The sequence below is a fragment of the Ornithinimicrobium murale genome (assembly GCF_003352835.1).
GTDB classification, from domain to species: domain Bacteria; phylum Actinomycetota; class Actinomycetes; order Actinomycetales; family Dermatophilaceae; genus Ornithinicoccus; species Ornithinicoccus muralis.
This window is the reverse complement of record NZ_QLVD01000010.1, coordinates 190,728-209,135: the sequence shown is the minus strand read 5'-3', so window position 1 is coordinate 209,135 and position 18,408 is coordinate 190,728. Positions and strand designations below refer to the sequence as shown.

16 protein-coding genes are annotated in these 18,408 nt (G+C 70.8%); 11 read left to right on the top strand and 5 right to left on the bottom strand.

Translation table 11 applies throughout. From position 1 onward, the window contains the following. Positions 1 to 78 precede the first annotated feature (78 nt). On the top strand, positions 79 to 2,211 hold the full coding sequence (locus tag DPQ65_RS04245; protein ID WP_114906119.1) for a cell wall-binding repeat-containing protein: 2,133 nt from the start codon (positions 79 to 81) through the stop codon (positions 2,209 to 2,211). A gap of 267 nt (positions 2,212 to 2,478) precedes the next feature. Here DPQ65_RS04245 and DPQ65_RS04240 read toward each other — a convergent pair whose 3' ends face one another. The 3 genes from DPQ65_RS04240 to DPQ65_RS04230 form a co-directional block, all read right to left on the bottom strand. Beyond that, a complete protein-coding gene (locus DPQ65_RS04240) occupies positions 2,479 to 3,825 on the bottom strand; it encodes a CapA family protein (protein ID WP_114906118.1) in 1,347 nt (448 codons plus the stop codon). 71 nt (positions 3,826 to 3,896) lie between these two features. Further along, positions 3,897 to 5,936, bottom strand: coding sequence for a thioredoxin domain-containing protein (locus DPQ65_RS04235; protein WP_114906117.1), 2,040 nt, complete (start codon positions 5,934 to 5,936; stop codon positions 3,897 to 3,899). A gap of 31 nt (positions 5,937 to 5,967) precedes the next feature. After that, entirely contained in the window at positions 5,968 to 6,444 is a 477-nt protein-coding gene (locus DPQ65_RS04230) for a HesB/IscA family protein (RefSeq protein ID WP_114906116.1), read from the bottom strand. A gap of 150 nt (positions 6,445 to 6,594) precedes the next feature. On the opposite strand from DPQ65_RS04230, the gene DPQ65_RS16025 reads away from it, so the two are divergent. Both DPQ65_RS16025 and DPQ65_RS04225 read left to right on the top strand, forming a co-directional pair. Further along, positions 6,595 to 6,900: a DUF1206 domain-containing protein gene (locus tag DPQ65_RS16025; RefSeq protein ID WP_337589672.1), complete on the top strand. Its 306-nt coding sequence runs from the start codon at positions 6,595 to 6,597 to the stop codon at positions 6,898 to 6,900. After that, positions 6,827 to 7,402: a DUF1206 domain-containing protein gene (locus DPQ65_RS04225; RefSeq protein WP_238146670.1), complete on the top strand. Its 576-nt coding sequence runs from the start codon at positions 6,827 to 6,829 to the stop codon at positions 7,400 to 7,402. Before DPQ65_RS16025 ends, DPQ65_RS04225 begins: the two co-directional genes overlap by 74 nt. A gap of 21 nt (positions 7,403 to 7,423) precedes the next feature. Here the strand turns inward: DPQ65_RS04225 and DPQ65_RS04220 are convergent, their stop codons facing one another. Together DPQ65_RS04220 and DPQ65_RS15500 are read right to left on the bottom strand one after the other, a co-directional pair. After that, positions 7,424 to 8,401, bottom strand: a complete 978-nt coding sequence (locus DPQ65_RS04220) for an aminoglycoside phosphotransferase family protein (protein WP_162802005.1) — start codon at positions 8,399 to 8,401, stop codon at positions 7,424 to 7,426. Next, positions 8,394 to 9,521 (bottom strand): hypothetical protein, encoded by a 1,128-nt coding sequence (locus DPQ65_RS15500; RefSeq protein ID WP_162802004.1) that lies wholly within the window; start codon positions 9,519 to 9,521, stop codon positions 8,394 to 8,396. Before DPQ65_RS15500 ends, DPQ65_RS04220 begins: the two co-directional genes overlap by 8 nt. A 104-nt stretch (positions 9,522 to 9,625) precedes the next feature. Between DPQ65_RS15500 and DPQ65_RS04215 the strand changes: the two genes are divergently transcribed. The 8 genes from DPQ65_RS04215 (at position 9,626) to rodA (ending at position 18,368) form a co-directional block, all read left to right on the top strand. Next, on the top strand, positions 9,626 to 10,147 hold the full coding sequence (locus tag DPQ65_RS04215; RefSeq protein ID WP_114906114.1) for a ribosome maturation factor RimP: 522 nt from the start codon (positions 9,626 to 9,628) through the stop codon (positions 10,145 to 10,147). Next, positions 10,147 to 11,181, top strand: a complete 1,035-nt coding sequence (gene nusA, locus DPQ65_RS04210; RefSeq protein WP_114906113.1) for a transcription termination factor NusA — start codon at positions 10,147 to 10,149, stop codon at positions 11,179 to 11,181. The genes DPQ65_RS04215 and nusA overlap by 1 nt, the downstream gene beginning before the upstream one ends. 9 nt (positions 11,182 to 11,190) lie before the next feature. Next, positions 11,191 to 11,496, top strand: a complete 306-nt coding sequence (locus tag DPQ65_RS04205; protein WP_337589671.1) for a YlxR family protein — start codon at positions 11,191 to 11,193, stop codon at positions 11,494 to 11,496. Positions 11,497 to 11,729: 233 nt separating this feature from the next. Continuing rightward, the gene (gene infB, locus DPQ65_RS04200; protein WP_114906111.1) at positions 11,730 to 14,657 is read left to right on the top strand and encodes a translation initiation factor IF-2; all 2,928 of its coding nucleotides are present in this window, start codon (positions 11,730 to 11,732) and stop codon (positions 14,655 to 14,657) included. Positions 14,658 to 14,751: 94 nt separating this feature from the next. After that, the gene (gene rbfA / locus DPQ65_RS04195; protein ID WP_114906110.1) at positions 14,752 to 15,273 is read left to right on the top strand and encodes a 30S ribosome-binding factor RbfA; all 522 of its coding nucleotides are present in this window, start codon (positions 14,752 to 14,754) and stop codon (positions 15,271 to 15,273) included. Continuing rightward, complete coding sequence (gene truB / locus DPQ65_RS04190) at positions 15,254 to 16,213, top strand: tRNA pseudouridine(55) synthase TruB (RefSeq protein WP_114906109.1); 960 nt, start codon at positions 15,254 to 15,256, stop codon at positions 16,211 to 16,213. The genes rbfA and truB overlap by 20 nt, the downstream gene beginning before the upstream one ends. Positions 16,214 to 16,223: 10 nt before the next feature. Further along, positions 16,224 to 17,186, top strand: coding sequence for a bifunctional riboflavin kinase/FAD synthetase (locus DPQ65_RS04185; protein ID WP_114906204.1), 963 nt, complete (start codon positions 16,224 to 16,226; stop codon positions 17,184 to 17,186). Between the two features lie 3 nt (positions 17,187 to 17,189). Next, positions 17,190 to 18,368, top strand: coding sequence for a rod shape-determining protein RodA (rodA, locus tag DPQ65_RS04180; protein ID WP_114906108.1), 1,179 nt, complete (start codon positions 17,190 to 17,192; stop codon positions 18,366 to 18,368). The last annotated feature ends 40 nt before the right edge of the window (positions 18,369 to 18,408 follow it).

Genomic DNA, 18,408 nt, shown 5'->3' with positions numbered 1-18,408 from the left:
AGTGGCCGTTCACGAACGGTCACCTCGCGGCTACGTCACGGCCATCAGCGCGTCACTCCGACGGACTGGGATGCGACCATGCGAACTCCCTCACGATCCCTGAGCCTCCTGACGGCGGCGGCCCTGACCGTCGGCGTGCTTCCGGCAGCGCTCGCCACCCCGACCGACGACGCAGGCGAGACGAGCCCCGCGGCCGTTGACCCGCGCCTGGCACTCACTCTGGCCGGCACGCACAAGACCGGCCAGTTCGACGAGTCCGCCGCCGAGATCACCTCTTTTGATCCGCTCACCCGGCGGATCTTCGTGGTGAACGCCCTCAAGGGCGCCATCGACATCCTGGACGGGACTGACCCGAGCGCGCCCTCCTTCGTCGAGACCCTGGCCGCTGAGGGGGCCGAGGCAGCCGACGGCAGCGTCGTGCCCGCCGGGGCAACCATCAACTCGGTCAAGGTCCACGGCGAGTGGATCGCGGTTGCCGTCGAGGCACCGGACAAGGTCGCGCACGGCTGGGCCCTGTTCTACTCGACCGACGGGGACTACCTGGGTGGCGTGCGCGTCGGCTCCCTGCCGGATGCGATCACGGTCTCTCCCGATGGGACGAAGGTCGTCGTCGCCAACGAGGGCGAGCCGGCCGACGACTTCAGCTCCGACCCGGAGGGCACGGTCTCGGTGATCGACGTTGCGGACCCGACCGAGATCTCACAGGACGATGTCCGCACGGCCCGCTTCACGGGATACGACCAGGGGACCGAGCTCCCCGAAGGCGTCCGGGTCTTCGGACCGGACGTCGAGGTGCCAGAGGGGCACGAGCCGGCTGGACGGGTAGCCCGCAACCTCGAGCCGGAGTTCTCCGCGATCTCCGCCGACAGCAGCCAGGCCTTCGTCTCGCTGCAGGAGGCCAACGCCATCGCGACGATCGACCTGGAGACCGCCGAGGTCAGCAACCTCTGGGCGATCCCGCTGAAGGACTGGAGCGCCGAGGGCAACCTTCTGGACACCTCCAACCGGGACGGAGAGGGCGGGGAGGGGATCGGTCAGGTCGGGTCGCACACCTTCGCCTTCGTGGGCCTGGAGCGCATCGGCGGCGTGATGACCTTCGACGTGACCGACCCCGCTGACGTGCGCTTCGTCGACTACGTCAACAACCGCAACTGGGACGTCGCGGTCGACGGTGAGTACGTCGAGGGTATGGGCGACCTGGGCGCAGAGGGCGTGGAGTTCGTCGCCGCCGAGGACAGCCCCACTGGCGAGCCGCTGGTCATCGTCGCCAACGAGGTCTCCGGCAGCACCTCGGTCTTCACCGTCGGTCTGCAGTCCGTTGACCGGGTGGCTGGGGCGGACCGCTACGAGACGGCGGTGGCCCTGTCCCAGCAGTTCGGCAACGCCGACAGCGACACGGTCTTCCTCACCACCGGCCAGGCCTACCCGGATGCGCTGGTGGCCGCGGCCCGGGCCGGCATCCAGGACGCCCCGGTCCTGCTGACCCGCGGCGAAGCCCTGTCCTCGGCCACACGCACCGAGCTCCAGCGCCTCGCGCCCGAGCAGGTCGTCATCGTGGGCGGTGAGAGCGCGCTGGCCCCGGCCATCGCCACCGAGCTCGACGAGTTGGGGTTCAGCACGACTCGGCACGCCGGCGAGAACCGCTATGAGACGGCCGCGGCCATCTCCGGTGAGTACGAGGCTGGCGGCACGGTGTATCTCGCCAGCGGCCAGGCCTACCCGGACGCCCTGGTCGGCTCGGCCGCCGCGGGCCTGGAGGACGCCCCTGTGCTCCTGACGCGGACCGATCTGCTGCCCCAGGCGACACGGACCGCGCTGACCAGCCTGGACCCGAGCGAGATCATCGTGCTCGGCGGGACCGATGCGGTGTCAGAGGAGGTCGCGGCCCAGGCCGCCGCGGCGACCGGTGCGCCTGCAACCCGCGTGGGTGGACAGGACCGCTACGAGACGGCCACGCTCCTGGCCGAGCGCTTCCAGCCGCTGGTGGACGCGGTCTTCGTGGCCAGCGGACAGGACTATCCGGACGCGCTGACCGGCGCCGCCGTGGCCGGCGCGCGCAGGCTGCCGATCCTGCTGACCCGCCCGGACAAGCTGACCGAGGTCACCGGCGCGACGCTCGACCGACTGGACCCGCAGCGGATCATCGTGCTGGGTGGCCCGGTGGCAGTTGCCGATGACGTCCTGGACGCGATGGAGCAGTATCTGCCCTGATCGCGACGGTCTCCTCCGGATGATCGAGACGGTGCCCGCTCACGCTGTGGCGTGGGCGGGCACCGTCGTCGGTGACAGCCGCGTATCGATGCAGTCCGTGGGGAGCCCTATCGATGCAGTCCGTTGGGAGGCCCGTGGGGCGCGACGGGTGGTGCAGGACCTGTGCTCTGACCCACGACACGCCGCAACGATGTGCGCACGGTGCACGACACGCCGGCGTGCCGGACGTCGACCGCACCGCCGGGCCAGCAGGGGAGGGCCTCGACATCAGCTCAGCGGCTCGGCGTCGCAGGCGTCCTCACCAAGGCGGTCCATCGTCTCCACGACCCGGTGATAGGTCTCGGCATTCTGGTCCGGGGTCGCCAGCCGGATCACGTGATTGTCGATCTGCACGCGGGTGGGCTGGAACTCCATCTGTGAGCTGACCTCGCCGTCTGCGTCCTTGCGCAGGTGGAAGCGGGCGATCATCCCCTCCTGGGTCTCCGGACGCAGTTTGCCGGCCGTGGTGTCGGGGGACTGGTTGGACAGGAAGTTGCCCAGACCGTAGATCACGTACTTGCCGTTGATCTTCTCGCAGGGCTGGATCACGTGGACGTGCGTGCCGAGGATCAGATCGACCGCGTCGGACTCGAGCAGCTCGGCGGCGATCTCGCGCTGCTGGTCGGTGGGGTCGGTCCAGTACTCGTTGCCCCAGTGCATGCTCACCACGACGAAGTCGGCACCGTCAGCCTTGGCGCCCTCAGCATCCTCGATGATGCCCTCGGCACCGATGACGGGCCACAGGGACTCACCCAGCCAGGGCGCCTCTGGCGGGATGTCGGTCGTGGGCTGCCCGGAGTTGTAGATCGTGTAGGTGTAGGCCAACTGTGCGACGTTGACGTCATCGACCTGATAGCTCGCGTGGTGCCCGGCGTCAGCCTCGTCGGCGACCGGTCCGGCATACTGCAGCCCGGCGTCCTCGATCACCTGCTGGGTGTCGGCCAGCCCGCTCAGCCCCTGGTCCCAGGTGTGGTTGGAGGCGAAGTCGCAGCCGTCATAGCCAGCATCGGCCACTGCGTCCGCGAGCTCGTGGGGAGTGTTGAAGACCAGCACGCGCGGCACGGTGATGTTGGTGTTGTCCGGTGACAACGGCGTCTCCATGTGACAGATCGTGAGGTCATTGTCGGTGAGCAGCCCTTTGACGTCGGCAAACATCGCAGAGAAGTCGTAGCCGTCCCCACCGGCATTGGCCTGTGCATTGGCGATCACCGGTGCGTGGGCGAGCAGGTCGCCAGCCGCGCCGATCGTGACCTCCTTGGGCTCCCCCTCCTCGGGGGTGGGCTCCTCGGTCTGCTCCTCGGTCTGCTCCTCGGTCTGCTCCTCGGTCTGCTCCCCGGAATCGTCGGTCGGCCCCTCGCTTTGGTCCTCGGTTTCGGTCCCCTCCTCCCAACCCTCGGGGGGAGACACCTGACCCCCCGAGGGCACATCCGCGGTCGTGGTGCTCTCGCCGGCGTCGAGCGGCGGGGGCTCCAGACCCGCCTGCTCGCCACCGCCGCAGGCGCTCAGGACCAGCAGGGGCGCCACGGCCAGGGCCAGGACACGGGTGTGCAGTCGGGTGCCGGCACGGGAAGACATAACGGCACTGTATGGCGCACGGCTGGGTGCGCGGTCCGGGCCACGCGGGCGACGGCTGGGTTCGGGACGGCTCAGGTGGGTGGCACCTGGTCATCGTCTCCGGCGGGGACCGCGCCACGGGGGTCGCCGAGGAGTTCGCGCAGCTGCTCGGCAGTGGTGACCGGGAGGTCGCAGACCGTGCCCCGGCAGACGTAGGCCGCGGCCCGGCCGTCCACACCGGGGCGTCCCTCGAGTAGCGGTGGCACCTGGCCAGGGCGGCCGACGACCACCAGGGCTCCGACGCGCTGCCGCGCGATGCTCACCAGCTCCTGCTGTCCGTCACCCTCACTGATCGCGACCTGCAAGGGACCCGCGAGTGCCGCCTCCGCGACGGCCAGCGCCCACCCCGCGAACCTCGGGTCCCGCTGGGCGATCACGCCCATCGGTTCGAGAGCTCGCACACCGAGGTCGAGGTGTGCTGCCGACCCTGCGGCGGCCCCGTGCGCGAGCAGCGCACCCGCCAGCGCGGACTGGCCGCAGGGTTCGGCATTGTCTCCACGAGCCCGCGGACGCAGGACCAACGGCTCGGCGTCCGAGGCCGTGTCGTGGAAGACGCCGTCCCCGTCACCGAACCGGCGCACCGCGTCCTCCAGGAGCGTGCCGGCAGCGGTCAACCAGGCCGTGTCCGCAGTGGCCGCGTGGAGGGTCACCAGCCCCTCGACCAGGTTGCCGTAGTCCTCGGCGACAGCCTCGGCGGCGCCGACCCGACCACCGCGCGAACTGCGTCGCAGGCGGCCGTCCACGACGTGCAGGTCCAGAACGAGACGTGCCGCACCGGCAGCGACCTCGACCCAGGAGGGCTCCTCCAGTAACCAGCCGGCTTCGGCCAGGGCGGCGATCGCCAGACCGTTCCACGCCGTGACAACCTTGTCGTCCAGGCCGGGTTGGGGTCGTTGGTCGCGGACCGCGCGGAGTCTGGCCCGCGTGTCCGCCCACCACGTCGCGTCCTCCGGGTCGCCGAGCAGCTGCAGCGTCGAGGTGCCGTGCTCGAACGTTCCTGAGGCGGTGACGGTGAGCAGGCTGGCGGCTCGCTGGCCGTCCTCGACGCCCAGCGCCTCGTCGAGCTGGGGTGGGGTCCAGACGTAGGTTGCTCCCTCCACACCCTCCGTGTCGGCGTCGAGGGAGGAGGCGAAGCCACCCTCAGGGGTCCGCAGGGACGCGAGGAGGAACTCCACGGTCTCCCGGACGACCCGCTCGGCCAGTGCCTGGGTCGCCCCCGCTCCCTTGACACCACCGGCCGCCTGCCACAGGTGCGCATACACGCGCAGCAGTTGGGCGTTGTCATAGAGCATCTTCTCGAAGTGGGGGACCACCCAGGCGCGGTCCACGGCATACCGGGCGAAACCGCCTGCCAGCTGGTCATAGATGCCTCCCCGGGCCATGGCTGTCGCCGTCTCCTGCACCATCCGCCAGGCCGACGGGCTGCCGGTGCGCGCGTGGTGGCGCAGCAGGAACTCCAGGACCATGCTCGGCGGGAACTTGGGGGACGTGCCGAAGCCTGGGTGCTCCTGGTCATAGTTGCGGGTCAGGGTCGCGACTGCAGCCTCGAGCAGGTCGGCGTGCAGCGGCAGGCCCTGGTCGGTGCCGCCCTGGGCCCTGGTGAGCGCGTCGACGACGGCGGTGCCACTGGCCCGCACCTGCGCCTCCTGGTCGGCCCAGGCACTGTCGATGGCGGTCAGCAGTTGAGTGAGCTGCGGCTTCTGCAGATAGGTGCCACACCAGAACGGCTCGCCCTCCGGCGTCAGCAGGCAGGTCATCGGCCAGCCACCGTGGCCGGTCATCGCGACCGTGGCGTCCATATAGACGGCATCGACGTCCGGGCGCTCCTCACGGTCGACCTTGACCGCGACATAGTTGCTGTTCAACAGGTCGGCGATGCCCTCGTCCTCGAACGACTCGTGGGCCATCACATGGCACCAGTGACACGCGGCATAGCCGATGGACAGGAAGATCGGGCGGTTCCGCTGCCGTGCCTCGGCGAAGGCATCCTCACCCCACTCTCGCCAGTCGACGGGGTTGCCCGCGTGCTGGAGGAGGTAGGGCGAGGTGCTGTCGGCTAGTCGGTTCGCCATCCCTCCACCCTGCCACCTCGATGACAGTGGGTCACGAGCTCGCCTCAGGCCTGCCGTAGCTGGTGCGTCGTTGCCAGTCGACAGGTGGCTCGTAGTCGGTGTCCCAAGGCATCGGCCGGTAGGAGCGGCAGGTGGGCTGGCCTGGCCCCGGCCACGGCTCACCGAAGGACCGTCGGCAGGGGCAGACCTCCGGTGTGTTCGGGTTCTTGATGACCCGGAACCTCGGCGGGCGCAGGCGCGCGGAGTAGTCGAGTGTAGCGCCGGCCAGCACCGAGCGAGCCCGCTGGCCCACGACCAGCCAGGCCCCATGACAGCCGTATCGGGCATCATCGATCTTTTGATCGACGCCTTGGGTGAACGTATAGCTGGTGCCGCTGCATCCACCGTCCTCCACGTCGACGCGGACCGCGCCGCCCAGCGCCTCGATCTGCTGGACTGCCGCCTGGGTGACCGTAAAGGGCGGGAAGCAGGTCTGATCCGCTTGTGGTCGGGTCTCTGACTTCTTCATGGGGGCAGGTCTACCGGGCAGCACTGACAGTCGGTGTCGGAGACGGACGCGCCGCCGCAACAGTTGGGCCGCTGCACCAGCTGGGCCGCCTGCGTGACGACACCCAGGGTTGAGGTGGCTCCGTGGTCTCCCGTCTGGTGAAATCTGTCAGTGAGCAACGATGTGCAGGACCTGGCCGCCGAGGCCAGCAACAGCGACAGCCTCGAGTTCCTCGCCAGGTTCGGGTATGTCGGCAGCGGGCTCGTCCACCTGCTGATCGCCTGGATCGCGGGTCAGGTCGCGCTCGGGTCGTCGGGAGAGGCTGACGAGGCTGGGGCACTCCAGCAGCTGGGCTCCTCCCCGGGGGGGAGCGGTCCTGTTGTGGGTGTGTGTCGCCGGTTTCGTGGCACTGGCCGTCTGGCACCTGATCGAGGCGGCGCTGCCACACCACCGCGCATTGCGGGACCAGGTGGTTGATCGCGGCAGGGCAGCGGGCAAGGGCGTGCTCTACGGCGTGCTGGGGTGGACGGCGCTGCGCGTGGTGACCGGCTCGGGGGCGGACAGCGGCCAGACCACGACCGAGGCGACAGGCACCCTGATGTCGGCGCCCGGCGGGCGGCTCCTGGTCGGGGTCGTCGGTGGGTGCGTGGTGGCAGTGGGGGCCTACCACGTCTACAAGGGTGTCGCGAAGAAGTTCGTGCAGGACCTGCAGGGGACCGGTCGCCGGGAGGTGAGCCGGGCCATCGAGTGGCTCGGGATGATCGGCTATGTCGCCAAGGGCGCCGCGCTCGGCGTGGTGGGCGCACTGATCGGAACGGCTGCACTGCAGGCCGACCCGGACCAGCCGACCGGCTTGGACGCCGCCCTGAAGACGCTCCGGGACCAGCCGCTCGGTGAGGTCCTGCTCCTACTGGTTGCGGTCGGTCTCGCGGCCTACGGGCTCTACTCCCTGGCGCGGGCCCGCTACTCCACCATGTGACCCCGATCGAGCTCCGTCGGGTCAGGCAGGGTGCATGGCCTTGATGATCGTGACGTGCCGGGTCAGTGCCTCGGCGAGGCCGGGCTGTTGCTCCTGGACGTCCCACAGTGCGTTCCGGAGGATGCGCAGCTCGGTGACGGCGCGTGCCCGGTCCGGATCGATCCCGGCCGCCTCGCACAGCACCTCGAGCCGCAGCGTGAGATGGGTCCGGATGTCGTGGGCGTTGACGGTCTCGTTCCACCGGTTCCAGAGGGCCGGTGCCACCACCCAGGCCGGGTCGGCGGCGATGGCCTGCGGGTCGATAGCGACCCACTCCCCGGGGTCGGGGCGCCACAACACGTTCTCCTGGTGCAGGTCGCCGTGCACCAGTCGGGCGTCGATGTCCGGCTCCGCGGCCAGCTCCAGCGCCCGGGCACGACCACGCTCCAGCAGACGGCGGGGAAGGGCGCCGGAGAGCGGCCCGGCCCGGACAGCGTCCAGATCGGTCACCAGCTCGATCAGGTGGTCACTGGCCCGCAGGCCGATCCACGGGGGTGCCGGCCGGTCCAGCAGCGCGGCCAGCCGACCGATCTGCTCACACGAGTCCAGGACCGTCACCGGCAGCCGGTTCAAGTCCTGCCGGTCCAACGGCTCGAGCAGGAGGGCCCAACGAGTCGGGTCAGCAGCCAGCAGGCGGACCGCTCCTCGCCCGGCCCAGGCGCGGAGCGTCCGATGCTCGTCGCGGGCCTCGGGGTGCGGCCAGGCGACCTTGAGCACGGCCGGCCCGTCGGGTCCGGTGACGGGCAGGACAAGAGCCGCATAGCCGTGCGTCCCCGGTCCGGTCACCCGCAGGTCCCAGTCCTCCAGCAGATCGCGCACCAAACCAGGGAGGGTCGGCAACCACTGGGTGCCCGAGATATGCCCGGGTGCGGGGACGTGTTGACGCAGGTGACCGATCAGGCCCGGCGGCACCAGGTCGGTCACCGCCCTGGGCAGGGGCTCGGGCACCGCTTCAGGCACCCGCCACCTGCATCCCCGGGAAGCCGGTGACCGCTCGCCACGGCTGGGCCAGGCGCACCACGTCGGCCAGAAGGCGCACCGATCCGGCGACGGCAGCCGGGTCCCCGGCAAAGCCAGTGGTGGGCGCCATGATCGTGGGCGGCAGCACGGCAAGCAGGTCGCTCGCCAGACGGGCGCGCCGTTCCTGACCCGCGGCCCCGTCGGGGAGGCCGTAGCCGAGTGGGGCGGGCGCAGCAGCGTCCCCCGCAAGCTGGGTGATCTGCCGGGTCACCTCCCGCAACGGCGTGAGGACGGCCTCGTAGGCCGTGCGCTCGTCCCCCCGGGACCGTGCGGCGAGGACCTCGAACCCGTAGACGGCGGGACGGTAGGCGTCCAGCAACGCTGCCGCCGGGTCACCGGTCGGGCCGGACAGTTTCTGCCACTGGGGCTGCTGGCCGAACAAGGACGCGGTGGCCCCGCGCTGCCCGGCGATCGAGAGCAGCATGGGGAGGTTGTCGGCGCTGACCTCGCTCAGGGCGGTGAGGGCCGCAGGCGTGATGTCGTCCAGACAGTCCTGACCCAGCGCGCGCAGGTCGGCGACGGCGCGCTCGGCGGCCGGCACCGTGGCCGTCGCGGCATCACCGTCGGCGGGAGGATCGGTGGAGCCCGCCGAGTCCTCCGGATCCGCGGTCGCCTGCGCGTCCTCCTGTGCTCCGCTCCGTGGTGCGCCACCGCTCGTGGCAGCGGCCGCGTCGCCGGGGTCGCTGGGTTCAGGCAGAGCCACGTGGCCGGCTTCCAGCACCTCGGTGAGGACCCGGACCTGCTCGTCCAGGGCGAGCTGCACCTGCTCCTGCGCCTGCTGGTGCCGCCCGGTGGCACCGCGGATCCGTCGACAGCGGGCCGACAGCGTCCGGGTCCGTTCGAGCGCGAGCAGCAGCACCGCGGCGTCCGCCCCCGTCGTGGCTGTCGGGTCGCTGGGCTCCGCGGGGTCGTTCGGCTCAGCCGGGTCCGGGGGCTGTCCGGGGCCGGGCGTGGCCGTGCTCACGGTGGGTTCCTCGGCGCTGTCGCACCCTGTCAGCACGGCCCCGAGTCCCACCCCGATCACGGCCAGCACGGATCGACGCGTCACTGCAGTGGCCATGACGGCGATCTTGACACACCGGAGCGGTTAGAGTGGCCGTTCCGGGGACAACCCGGCACGATCAACAGGCGCGATCGCGACAGCAGAAGAGGGAGGCACCCACCATGGGTCATGCCGAGCAGATCCGGGAGACGGCTGCAGCCGCGCTCGCGGGCACCGGTGTCGTCGTCGAGGACGTCGCAGTGCATCCCGCCGGCAAGCGTCGACTGGTGCGGGTCGGCGTCGCCCGCGATGTGCGTGACCTGCTCGGCGATGACCTCGCCAGCGCGGTGGAGCCGCTGACCCTCGATGAGGTCGCCGAGGCCAGCCGCGCGGTGGGCGAGGCCCTCGATGACTCCGACGCGATGGGGGCCGCGCCCTACACTCTGGAGGTCACCTCCCTCGGTGTGGACCACCCGCTGAGCACCCCCGAGCAGTTCCGGCGCAATGTCGGCCGGTTGGTGCGGCTGCGCGTGAGTGACCCGGGTCAGGACGAGACCGGCGCCCAGATCGAGGCGCGGCTCGTGGAGGCCGGGCCTGACGGCATACGACTGGCTGACGCCCCCGACAACCTGTTGCCCTATGACCGCATCAGCGCGGCCAAGGTGCAGGTGGAGTTCACCCGGCCGGGTGGAAAGGACAACTGATGGACATCGATATCGCGGTGCTGCGGCAGCTGGAGCGGGAGCGAGAGATCCCGCTGGAGACGATCGTGCAGGCCATCGAGCAGGCGCTGCTCATGGCCTACGAACGCGTCGAGGGCCACTTCCCGAACGCCCGGGTCGAGCTCGACCGCAAGAGTGGCCACGTCACGGTCTGGGCCCGTGAGCCCGGTGAGATCGACGAGGAGACCGGCCTGCGCGGCGAGCCCGGCCCGGAGTTCAGCGACACCCCGGAGGGTTTCGGTCGGGTGGCGGCAGCCACGGCCCGGCAGGTGATCGTGCAGCGCATGCGGGAGCTCGAGGACGACGCGATCCTGGGTGACTTCCGCGCCCGTGAGGGCGACATCGTCTCCGGTGTCATCCAACAGTCCAGCGATCCGCGACACGTGCTGGTCGACTTCGGCACCGTCGAGGGGGAGCTGCCCACCTCCGAGCAGGTGCCGGGGGAGGCCTACGAGCACGGTCAGCGGCTGCGCTGCTTCGTGGTGAGTGTCAAGCGGGGCCCGCGCGGCCCCCAGATCCTGCTGTCGCGCACGCACCCCAACCTGGTGCGCCGCCTGTTCGCTCTCGAGGTGCCCGAGATCGCGGACGGCACCGTGCGCATCGAGGCGCTGGCGCGCGAGGCCGGTCACCGCACCAAGATCGCGGTCCACTCCACCATCCCCGGCGTCAACGCCAAGGGTGCCTGCATCGGGCCGATGGGCCAGCGCGTGCGGGCCGTGATGAACGAGCTGCAGGGCGAGAAGATCGACATCGTCGACTACAGCGAGGACCCGGCGGAGTTTGTCGCCTCCGCGCTCTCTCCGTCCCGGGTGCAGTCGGTGACGATCGTGGACGACCGCGCCCGCCAGGCCCGGGTGGTGGTTCCCGACTACCAGCTCTCCCTCGCGATCGGCCGCGAGGGCCAGAACGCACGACTCGCCCACAAGCTGACCGGGTGGAAGATCGACATCCGTTCCGACACCGCTGCCGCTGACGGACCGGGATCGGTGCCGTCCGGCGTGGCCCCAGGCGAGTGACCCTGTAGAGTGGTGCAGGTTGTTCCGCCGTCCGAGCGCCGGTCAGGGCGCACTCCGGTGCGCACCTGCCTGGGGTGTCGGCGCAGGGCGGAGCAAGCCGCACTGATGCGCGTCGTCGCCGGGGACCAGCACGGTCCCGGGCAGGGTTGGGACCTGATCCCGGACCCACGGCGACGGCAACCGGGGCGGGGTGCCTATGTGCACCTCACACCGGAGTGCGTGACGGTTGCCATCCAGCGTGGTGCGTTCGGCAGGGCCCTCCGGGTGCCCGGTCGACCGGACAGCACGGCACTGATGGCGTTGTTGGGTCAGTAGGACTGACCCGGCACAACGGGACCGTCCGACCCACGTGGGTCGGGCGCCAGACGGTCGGTCCAGCAGGACCGGTCGCCAGCAGGCGGGGCCGAGTGGCCCTGTCATCGAGGAACCGGAAGCGGGTTTGACGCTGATGAGCACCCGATGAGTACTCAGCAATGAGCACCCACCAGCAATAGTCCCGGTCGCGCGCCCGAAGAGGCTCGGACCGAGACGCCCAACGAAGGAGAACTGTGGCTAAGGTCCGGGTCTATGAGCTCGCCAAGGAGCTCGGGGTCGAGAGCAAGGAACTGCTCGCCCACCTGAAGGAGCAGGGAGAGTTCGTCCGGTCGGCATCGTCGACCATCGAGCCGCCTGTGGTCCGCAAGATTCGTGAGAGTCCCCCGGCAGCGGCCAAGAAGGCCGAGGCTGACACCAAGAGCGCCGCGCCGAAGAAGGCGCCGCCGAAGGCCGCCAAGCCCGTGCCCGGCGCCACGCCCGCGGCACCCGTGCCCGGTGGCGCGAAGCCCGGTCCGGCCAAGCCGGCAGACCAGGCGGCGCCCGCCGCGCCGGCTGCGGAGTCCACGTCCGCTGAGGCGGCCGCGACGCCGGCCGCCCCTGCCCCCGAGGCGCCGACTCCCGCGGACGTCAAGTCTGCGGACAGCACGGCCGCCGACGCCAAGGCCGCGGACAGCACGGCTGCCGACGGCAGGTCTGCGGACAGCAGGCCTTCCGCGCCCAAGCCGGGAGAGACTCCCCCGTCGGCCCCGCGCCCCGGGGCAGAGAAGTCCGCGCCGCCGGCCCCCGGCCCCCGCAAGGACGCCCCGCGTCCGGGTGGCAAGCCGGGCCCGCGTCCGGGCAACAACCCGTTCGCGTCCTCGCAGGGGATGGGTCGGGAGCGTCCGCGCGGTGACCGTCCCGAGCGCGGTGGCGACCGCGCCGGCTCGCCGCGTCCGGGCAACAACCCGTTCGCGTCGTCCCAGGGCATGCCTCGTCCCGGCGGCTCCCGCGGGGGCCCGGCCGGCTCCGGCGGCCCGCGTCCGGGCGCCCCACGTCCGGGTGGTCCGCGCCCCAACCCGGGGATGATGCCCGACCGCGCAGCGGTGCCCCGTCCGGGCGAGCGTCCGGCACGTGGCCCCGGCGGTCGTGGTAGGCCCGGCGGTGGCGGACCCGGCGGTCCCGGGGGTGGCCCCGGTGGTGGCCCCGGAGGTTTCCGCGGTCGCCCCGGTGGTGGTCCGCGCGGCCGTGGCGGCACCCAGGGTGCCTTCGGTCGCGGCGGCGGCAAGGTCCGCGGACGCAAGTCCAAGAGGGCCAAGCGCGCAGAGTTCGAGCAGATGCAGGCGCCCACGATCGGTGGCGTCAACGTCCCGCGCGGCAACGGGCAGAGCATCACGGTGCGTCGTGGGGCCTCGCTCACCGACTTCGCCGACAAGATCAACGTCGACCCGGCATCGCTGGTGACCGTGCTGTTCCACCTCGGTGAGATGGCGACGGCTACCCAGTCCCTGGACGAAGACACCTTCGGCGTGCTCGGCTCGGAGTTGGGCTACGACATCCGCGTCGTCTCCCCGGAGGAGGAGGAGCGCGAGCTGTTCAGCGCCTTCAACATCGACCTGGACGCCGAGTCCGAGGCCGAGAGCGACGAGGACCTGCTGCCGCGTCCGCCGGTCGTGACCGTCATGGGTCACGTTGACCACGGTAAGACGCGACTGCTCGACGCCATCCGCAAGGCGGACGTCGGGGCCAGCGAGACCGGTGGCATCACCCAGCACATCGGTGCCTACCAGGTGCACACCGAGCACGAGGGCGATGACCGTCCGATCACCTTCATCGACACCCCGGGTCACGAGGCGTTCACCGCCATGCGTGCCCGTGGTGCGAAGTCGACCGACATCGCGATCCTTGTGGTCGCGGCGGACGACGGTGTGATGCCGCAGACCATCGAGGCGCTCAACCACGCCCAGGCGGCCGACGTGCCGGTCGTGGTCGCGGTCAACAAGATCGATGTCGACGGCGCCAACCCGGCCAAGGTGCGCCAGCAGCTGACCGAGTACAACCTGATCGCCGAGGAGTACGGCGGTGAGACGATGTTCGTTGACGTGTCCGCACGCAACAACCAGAACATCGACGCGCTGCTGGAGGCCGTGCTGCTGACAGCCGATGCCGCCCTCGACCTGCGGGCCAACCCCAACAAGGACGCCCGCGGTGTGGCCATCGAGGCCAACCTGGACCGCGGTCGTGGGCCGGTGGCCACGGTGCTGGTGCAGCAGGGCACGCTGAATGTCGGTGACGCGATCGTCACGGGTGCCTCACACGGTCGCGTGCGCGCCATGCTCGATGAGCACGGCAACAACGTGAAGTCGGCGACGCCGTCACGTCCGGTGCAGGTGCTGGGCCTGGCGTCGGTGCCGCGGGCGGGTGACACCTTCGTGGTGGCCCCGGACGACCGCACCGCACGGCAGATCGCCGAGAAGCGAGAGGCGGCCGACCGCCAGGCTTCGCTGGCCAAGGCTCGCAAGCGGATCAGCCTGGAGGACCTCAACGAGGCCCTCGCCGCGGGCAAGGTCGACACCCTCAACCTGATCCTCAAGGGCGATGTGTCCGGATCGGTCGAGGCGCTCGAGGACGCGTTGCTGCAGATCGATGTCGGCGACGAGGTCGGCCTGCGGATCATCGACCGCGGTGTCGGTGCGATCACCCTCAACAACATCAACCTGGCCGCGGCCTCGGATGCCATCATCCTGGGCTACAACGTCCGGGCCGAGGGGCAGAACGCCGACGTCGCCGAGCGTGAGGGTGTGGAGATCCGCTACTACGGCGTGATCTACCAGGCCATCGAGGACATCGAGAACGCCCTCACCGGGATGCTCAAGCCGGAGTACGAGGAGGTCGAGACGGGCACCGCGGAGATCCGTGAGGTCTTCCGTTCCTCCAAGTTCGGCAACGTGGCGGGCTCGCTGGTGCGCAGCGGCGAGATCCGGCGCGGCGCCAAGGCCCGGATCACCCGCGAGGGTGTGGTCATCACCGATGGTCTGGAGATCGCCGGCCTGCGGCGGTTCAAGGACGACGTCACCGAGGTCCGCGAGGGCTTCGAGTGCGGCATCAACCTGGGCTCGTTCAACGACGTCCAGACCGATGACCTCATCACCACCTACGAGATGCGCGAGATCCCGCGCACCTGAGGACAGCATCTGTGACGGGCCGGCTCCACCTGTGGTGGGGCCGGCCCGTCGCGGACCTAGACTGACTCGTTGCACGCCCGACCGAGGAGGAGACATGGCTGATCCCGCACGCGCCCGCAAGGTCGCCGAGCGCATCAAGGTCCTGATGGCCCAGGGGATCGACACCCTGGTGAAGGACCCCAGGCTGGGCTTCATCACGATCACGGATGTCCGGGTCACCGGTGACCTGCAGCAGGCCACCGTCTTCTACACCGTCCTGGGTGGCGACCAGGAGCGGGAGGATGCTGCGGAGGTCCTGGAGGCCTATCGCGGGCGGCTCCGCTCCCACATGGGCAAGGGACTGGGCATCCGGCTCACGCCCACCCTGCAGTTCGTGCCCGACGCCCTGCCCGAGGACGCCGCGCACATGGAGGACATCTTCCGCCAGGTGCACGAGCGGGATGCCGAGCTGGCTGCCGGCCGTGCCGCCAGCGGCTACGCCGGTGACGCCGACCCCTACCGCAAGCCCCGCGAGCCCGAGCCACTGGACGAGGGATCCGGGGGCCAGGACGGGGACGCGGCGGAGGACGGGTCCGGTGGCGAACCAACAGGCGAGTATGCCGACGGGCGGGACTGAGCGCCAGCGTCCACCGCGCGAGGGGGCCGGCAGGGAGCCGGCTGGTGACGGCCTCCTGGTGGTCGACAAACCCGCGGGGTGGACCAGCCACGACGTGGTGGGTCGCTGTCGTCGGCTGTGCGCCACCCGTCGTGTCGGCCATGCCGGGACCCTGGACCCGATGGCGACCGGCGTGCTGGTGCTCGGGGTGAACCGGGCCACCAAGCTGCTCACCTTCCTGGTGGGCGCCGACAAGACCTATACCGCCACGATCCGGCTCGGGGTCAGCACGGTCACCGATGACGCCGAGGGCGAGGTGACGGCACGTCGCGACGCCTCGGCCCTCGCCGAGGAGCAGGTCCGCGCCGCGGTCCGTCGGCTGACCGGCGCGATCCAGCAGGTGCCCAGTTCCGTCAGCGCCATCAAGATCGACGGCAAGCGGTCCTACGCCCGGGTCCGGGCCGGGGAGGACGTCGAGCTCGCCGCGCGACCTGTGACGGTCCACCGCTTCGAGGTCCTCGCCGTCCGGAGGGGCCGCGCCGGCGCCCAGGCAGCTCACCTCGACCTCGACGTCGAGGTCGAGGTGAGCTCGGGCACCTATGTCCGTGCCCTGGCCCGCGACCTGGGGGAGCTGCTTGGCGTGGGCGGACATCTGATCGCCTTGCGGCGCACCAGGGTTGGTGACCTGGACCTGCCGCGCGCCGTGACGCTGGAGCAGTTGGAGCTGGACGGTGCCCCGGCCCACCTGATCCCGTTGGCCGGTGCGGCCGCTGCCAGCTTTCCGGTCCGCCAGCTCACCGCGCAGGAGGCGACCGACCTCGGGCACGGCAAGCGGCTGCCCTCCGACTCGCCCGGACGGATCGAGCCGGTGGCGGCGGTCGGTCCCGACGGGCGTCTGGTGGCGATGCTCGACGAGACGCACGGGGAGGCACGCAGCCATGTCGTCTTCCCCGCCCCTTAGAGTGGACCCCGTGCTGCGCTGGACCGACCTGCAGGAGATCCCGTCCGGCTACGGACCCAGCGTGGTGACCCTCGGCAACTTCGACGGTGTCCATCGCGGCCACCGCGCCCTGCTGGGGACCGTCGTCCGAGAGGCCGCCCTGCGGCATGCCCGTGCGGTCGCGGTAACCTTCGACCCCCCGCCCCTGGCTGTCCTGCACCCGGACCGGGCACCCGTTCAGATCGCCGGTCTGGGCCACCGGCTGGAGCTGATGGCCGGCACGGGCCTGGACGCCGTGCTCGTGCTGGAGTTCACCCACGAGCTGGCTGCCCAGACGCCTGAGGAGTTCGTCCGCACGGTCTTCGTCGACACCCTGGGCGCCACGGCGGTGGTGCTGGGCTCGGACTCCCGCTTCGGAGTGCGCAACTCCGGCACGATCGACACGATGCGGGAGCTCGGTGCAACCCACGACTTCGCGGTGGTCGAGCTCCACGCGGTGGGCGAGACGACCGCCGGCCAACGCAACTGGTCCTCCACCCACCTGCGTCGGCTGCTGGCCGACGGTGAGGTGGCCGGCGCGGCCGAGATCCTGGGCCGCCCGCACCGGGTCACCGGCGAGGTGGTCCACGGGCACCACCGCGGCCGTGAGCTCGGGTTCCCGACCGCGAATCTCGGTGGTGTGCTCACCGGCCTGGTGCCTGCCGACGGGGTCTATGCCGGCTGGCTGGAGCGTCTGGACCTGCCGCCCGGAGATCCGGAGCGCCGACTGCCCGCAGCGATCTCGGTCGGCACCAACCCGACCTTTGACGACGTGCCCGTGCGCACCGTCGAGGCGCATGTGCTCGATCGCAGCGACCTGGATCTCTACCACGAGCAGGTGGGCGTTGACTTTGTCGCCCACCTCAGGGGCAACGTCCGCTTCGACTCGATCGAGGAGCTGCTCACCCAGATCGGTCAGGACGTGGACGTCAGCCGATCGCTGTTGTTCGGTTAGACGATGGCCTGGCTGCGCATCGACTGGGGGCTCTACATCGCGGCCCTCGGGCTCAGCCTGATCGGGGCCGTGCTGGTCTGGTCGGGCACTCACGTGGACGTGGGACCGGCCCTGGCTGTGCGGCACCTGATCAACACCGGCATCGGCGTCACCATGGCTGTGCTGCTGCTCCGAGTGGATGTCCGGTGGATCCGGGCCACCGCTCCCTGGCTCTATCTCGCCGGCCTGATGGGGCTGCTGCTCGTGCTGAGCCCTCTGGGTGTGACGGTGAACGGGTCCCGTTCCTGGATCCACCTGCCGGGCGGATTCTCGCTCCAACCGGCCGAGCTGTCCAAGATCGCCCTCTGCGTGGGCCTGGCGATGATTCTGGCTGAGGGGCGGGACACCACCCGACCCCCGGCCTGGCGGGAGGTGCTGACCGCCTGGGTGCTCGCGGGCATACCGATTCTCCTGATCCTCCTGCAGCCGGACCTCGGCACGGCGTTGGTGCTGGGCGCCCTGACCGTCGGTGTGGTTGCCGCCTCCGGTGCTGCGCGCCGTTGGACCCTCGCTGCTATCGGGGGCGCTGGGCTGGCGGTCCTGGCAGCCATCCGCATTCCCCTGCTGGACTCGTATCAGCTGGACCGGCTCCTGGCCTTCGCCGATCCGGCGCGCGACCCGCAGGGCATCGGCTACCAGACCCAGCAGGCGCGGCTGGCGATCGGGTCTGGCGGGTGGAACGGAGCGGGGATCGGGCAGGGCCCCCAGACGCAGGGCGGGTTCATCCCGTTCCAGCACACCGACTTCGTCTTCTCTATCGCGGGCGAGGAACTTGGGCTGCTGGGTTCGCTCGGCATCATGGGACTGTTGCTCTTTGTCGTGCTGCGCGCCCTGTGGGTTGCCCTGCGCACGACCGATCCGTTCGCGCGACTGGTGGCCGTCGGCGTGGCCGGGTGGCTGCTCTTCCAGACTGCGGAGAACATCGGGATGAACCTGGGACTCATGCCGGTCACGGGCCTCCCGCTGCCGTTCCTGTCCTACGGCGGGTCCTCGATGTTCGCCTGCTGGCTGGCGATCGGGCTGGTCGCGGCCTGCCAGCGAACGCACGACGGCACGGACCGACGCCCCGCGGGCCGGCAGCTCACATTCCAGGATCGCGGTGGCCGCGCACCGGTCTCGTCCACACGCGGTACTCCAAGGTAACGGTCTGATCTCAAGGGCAGGGGCACTACCGTCCCCGGCC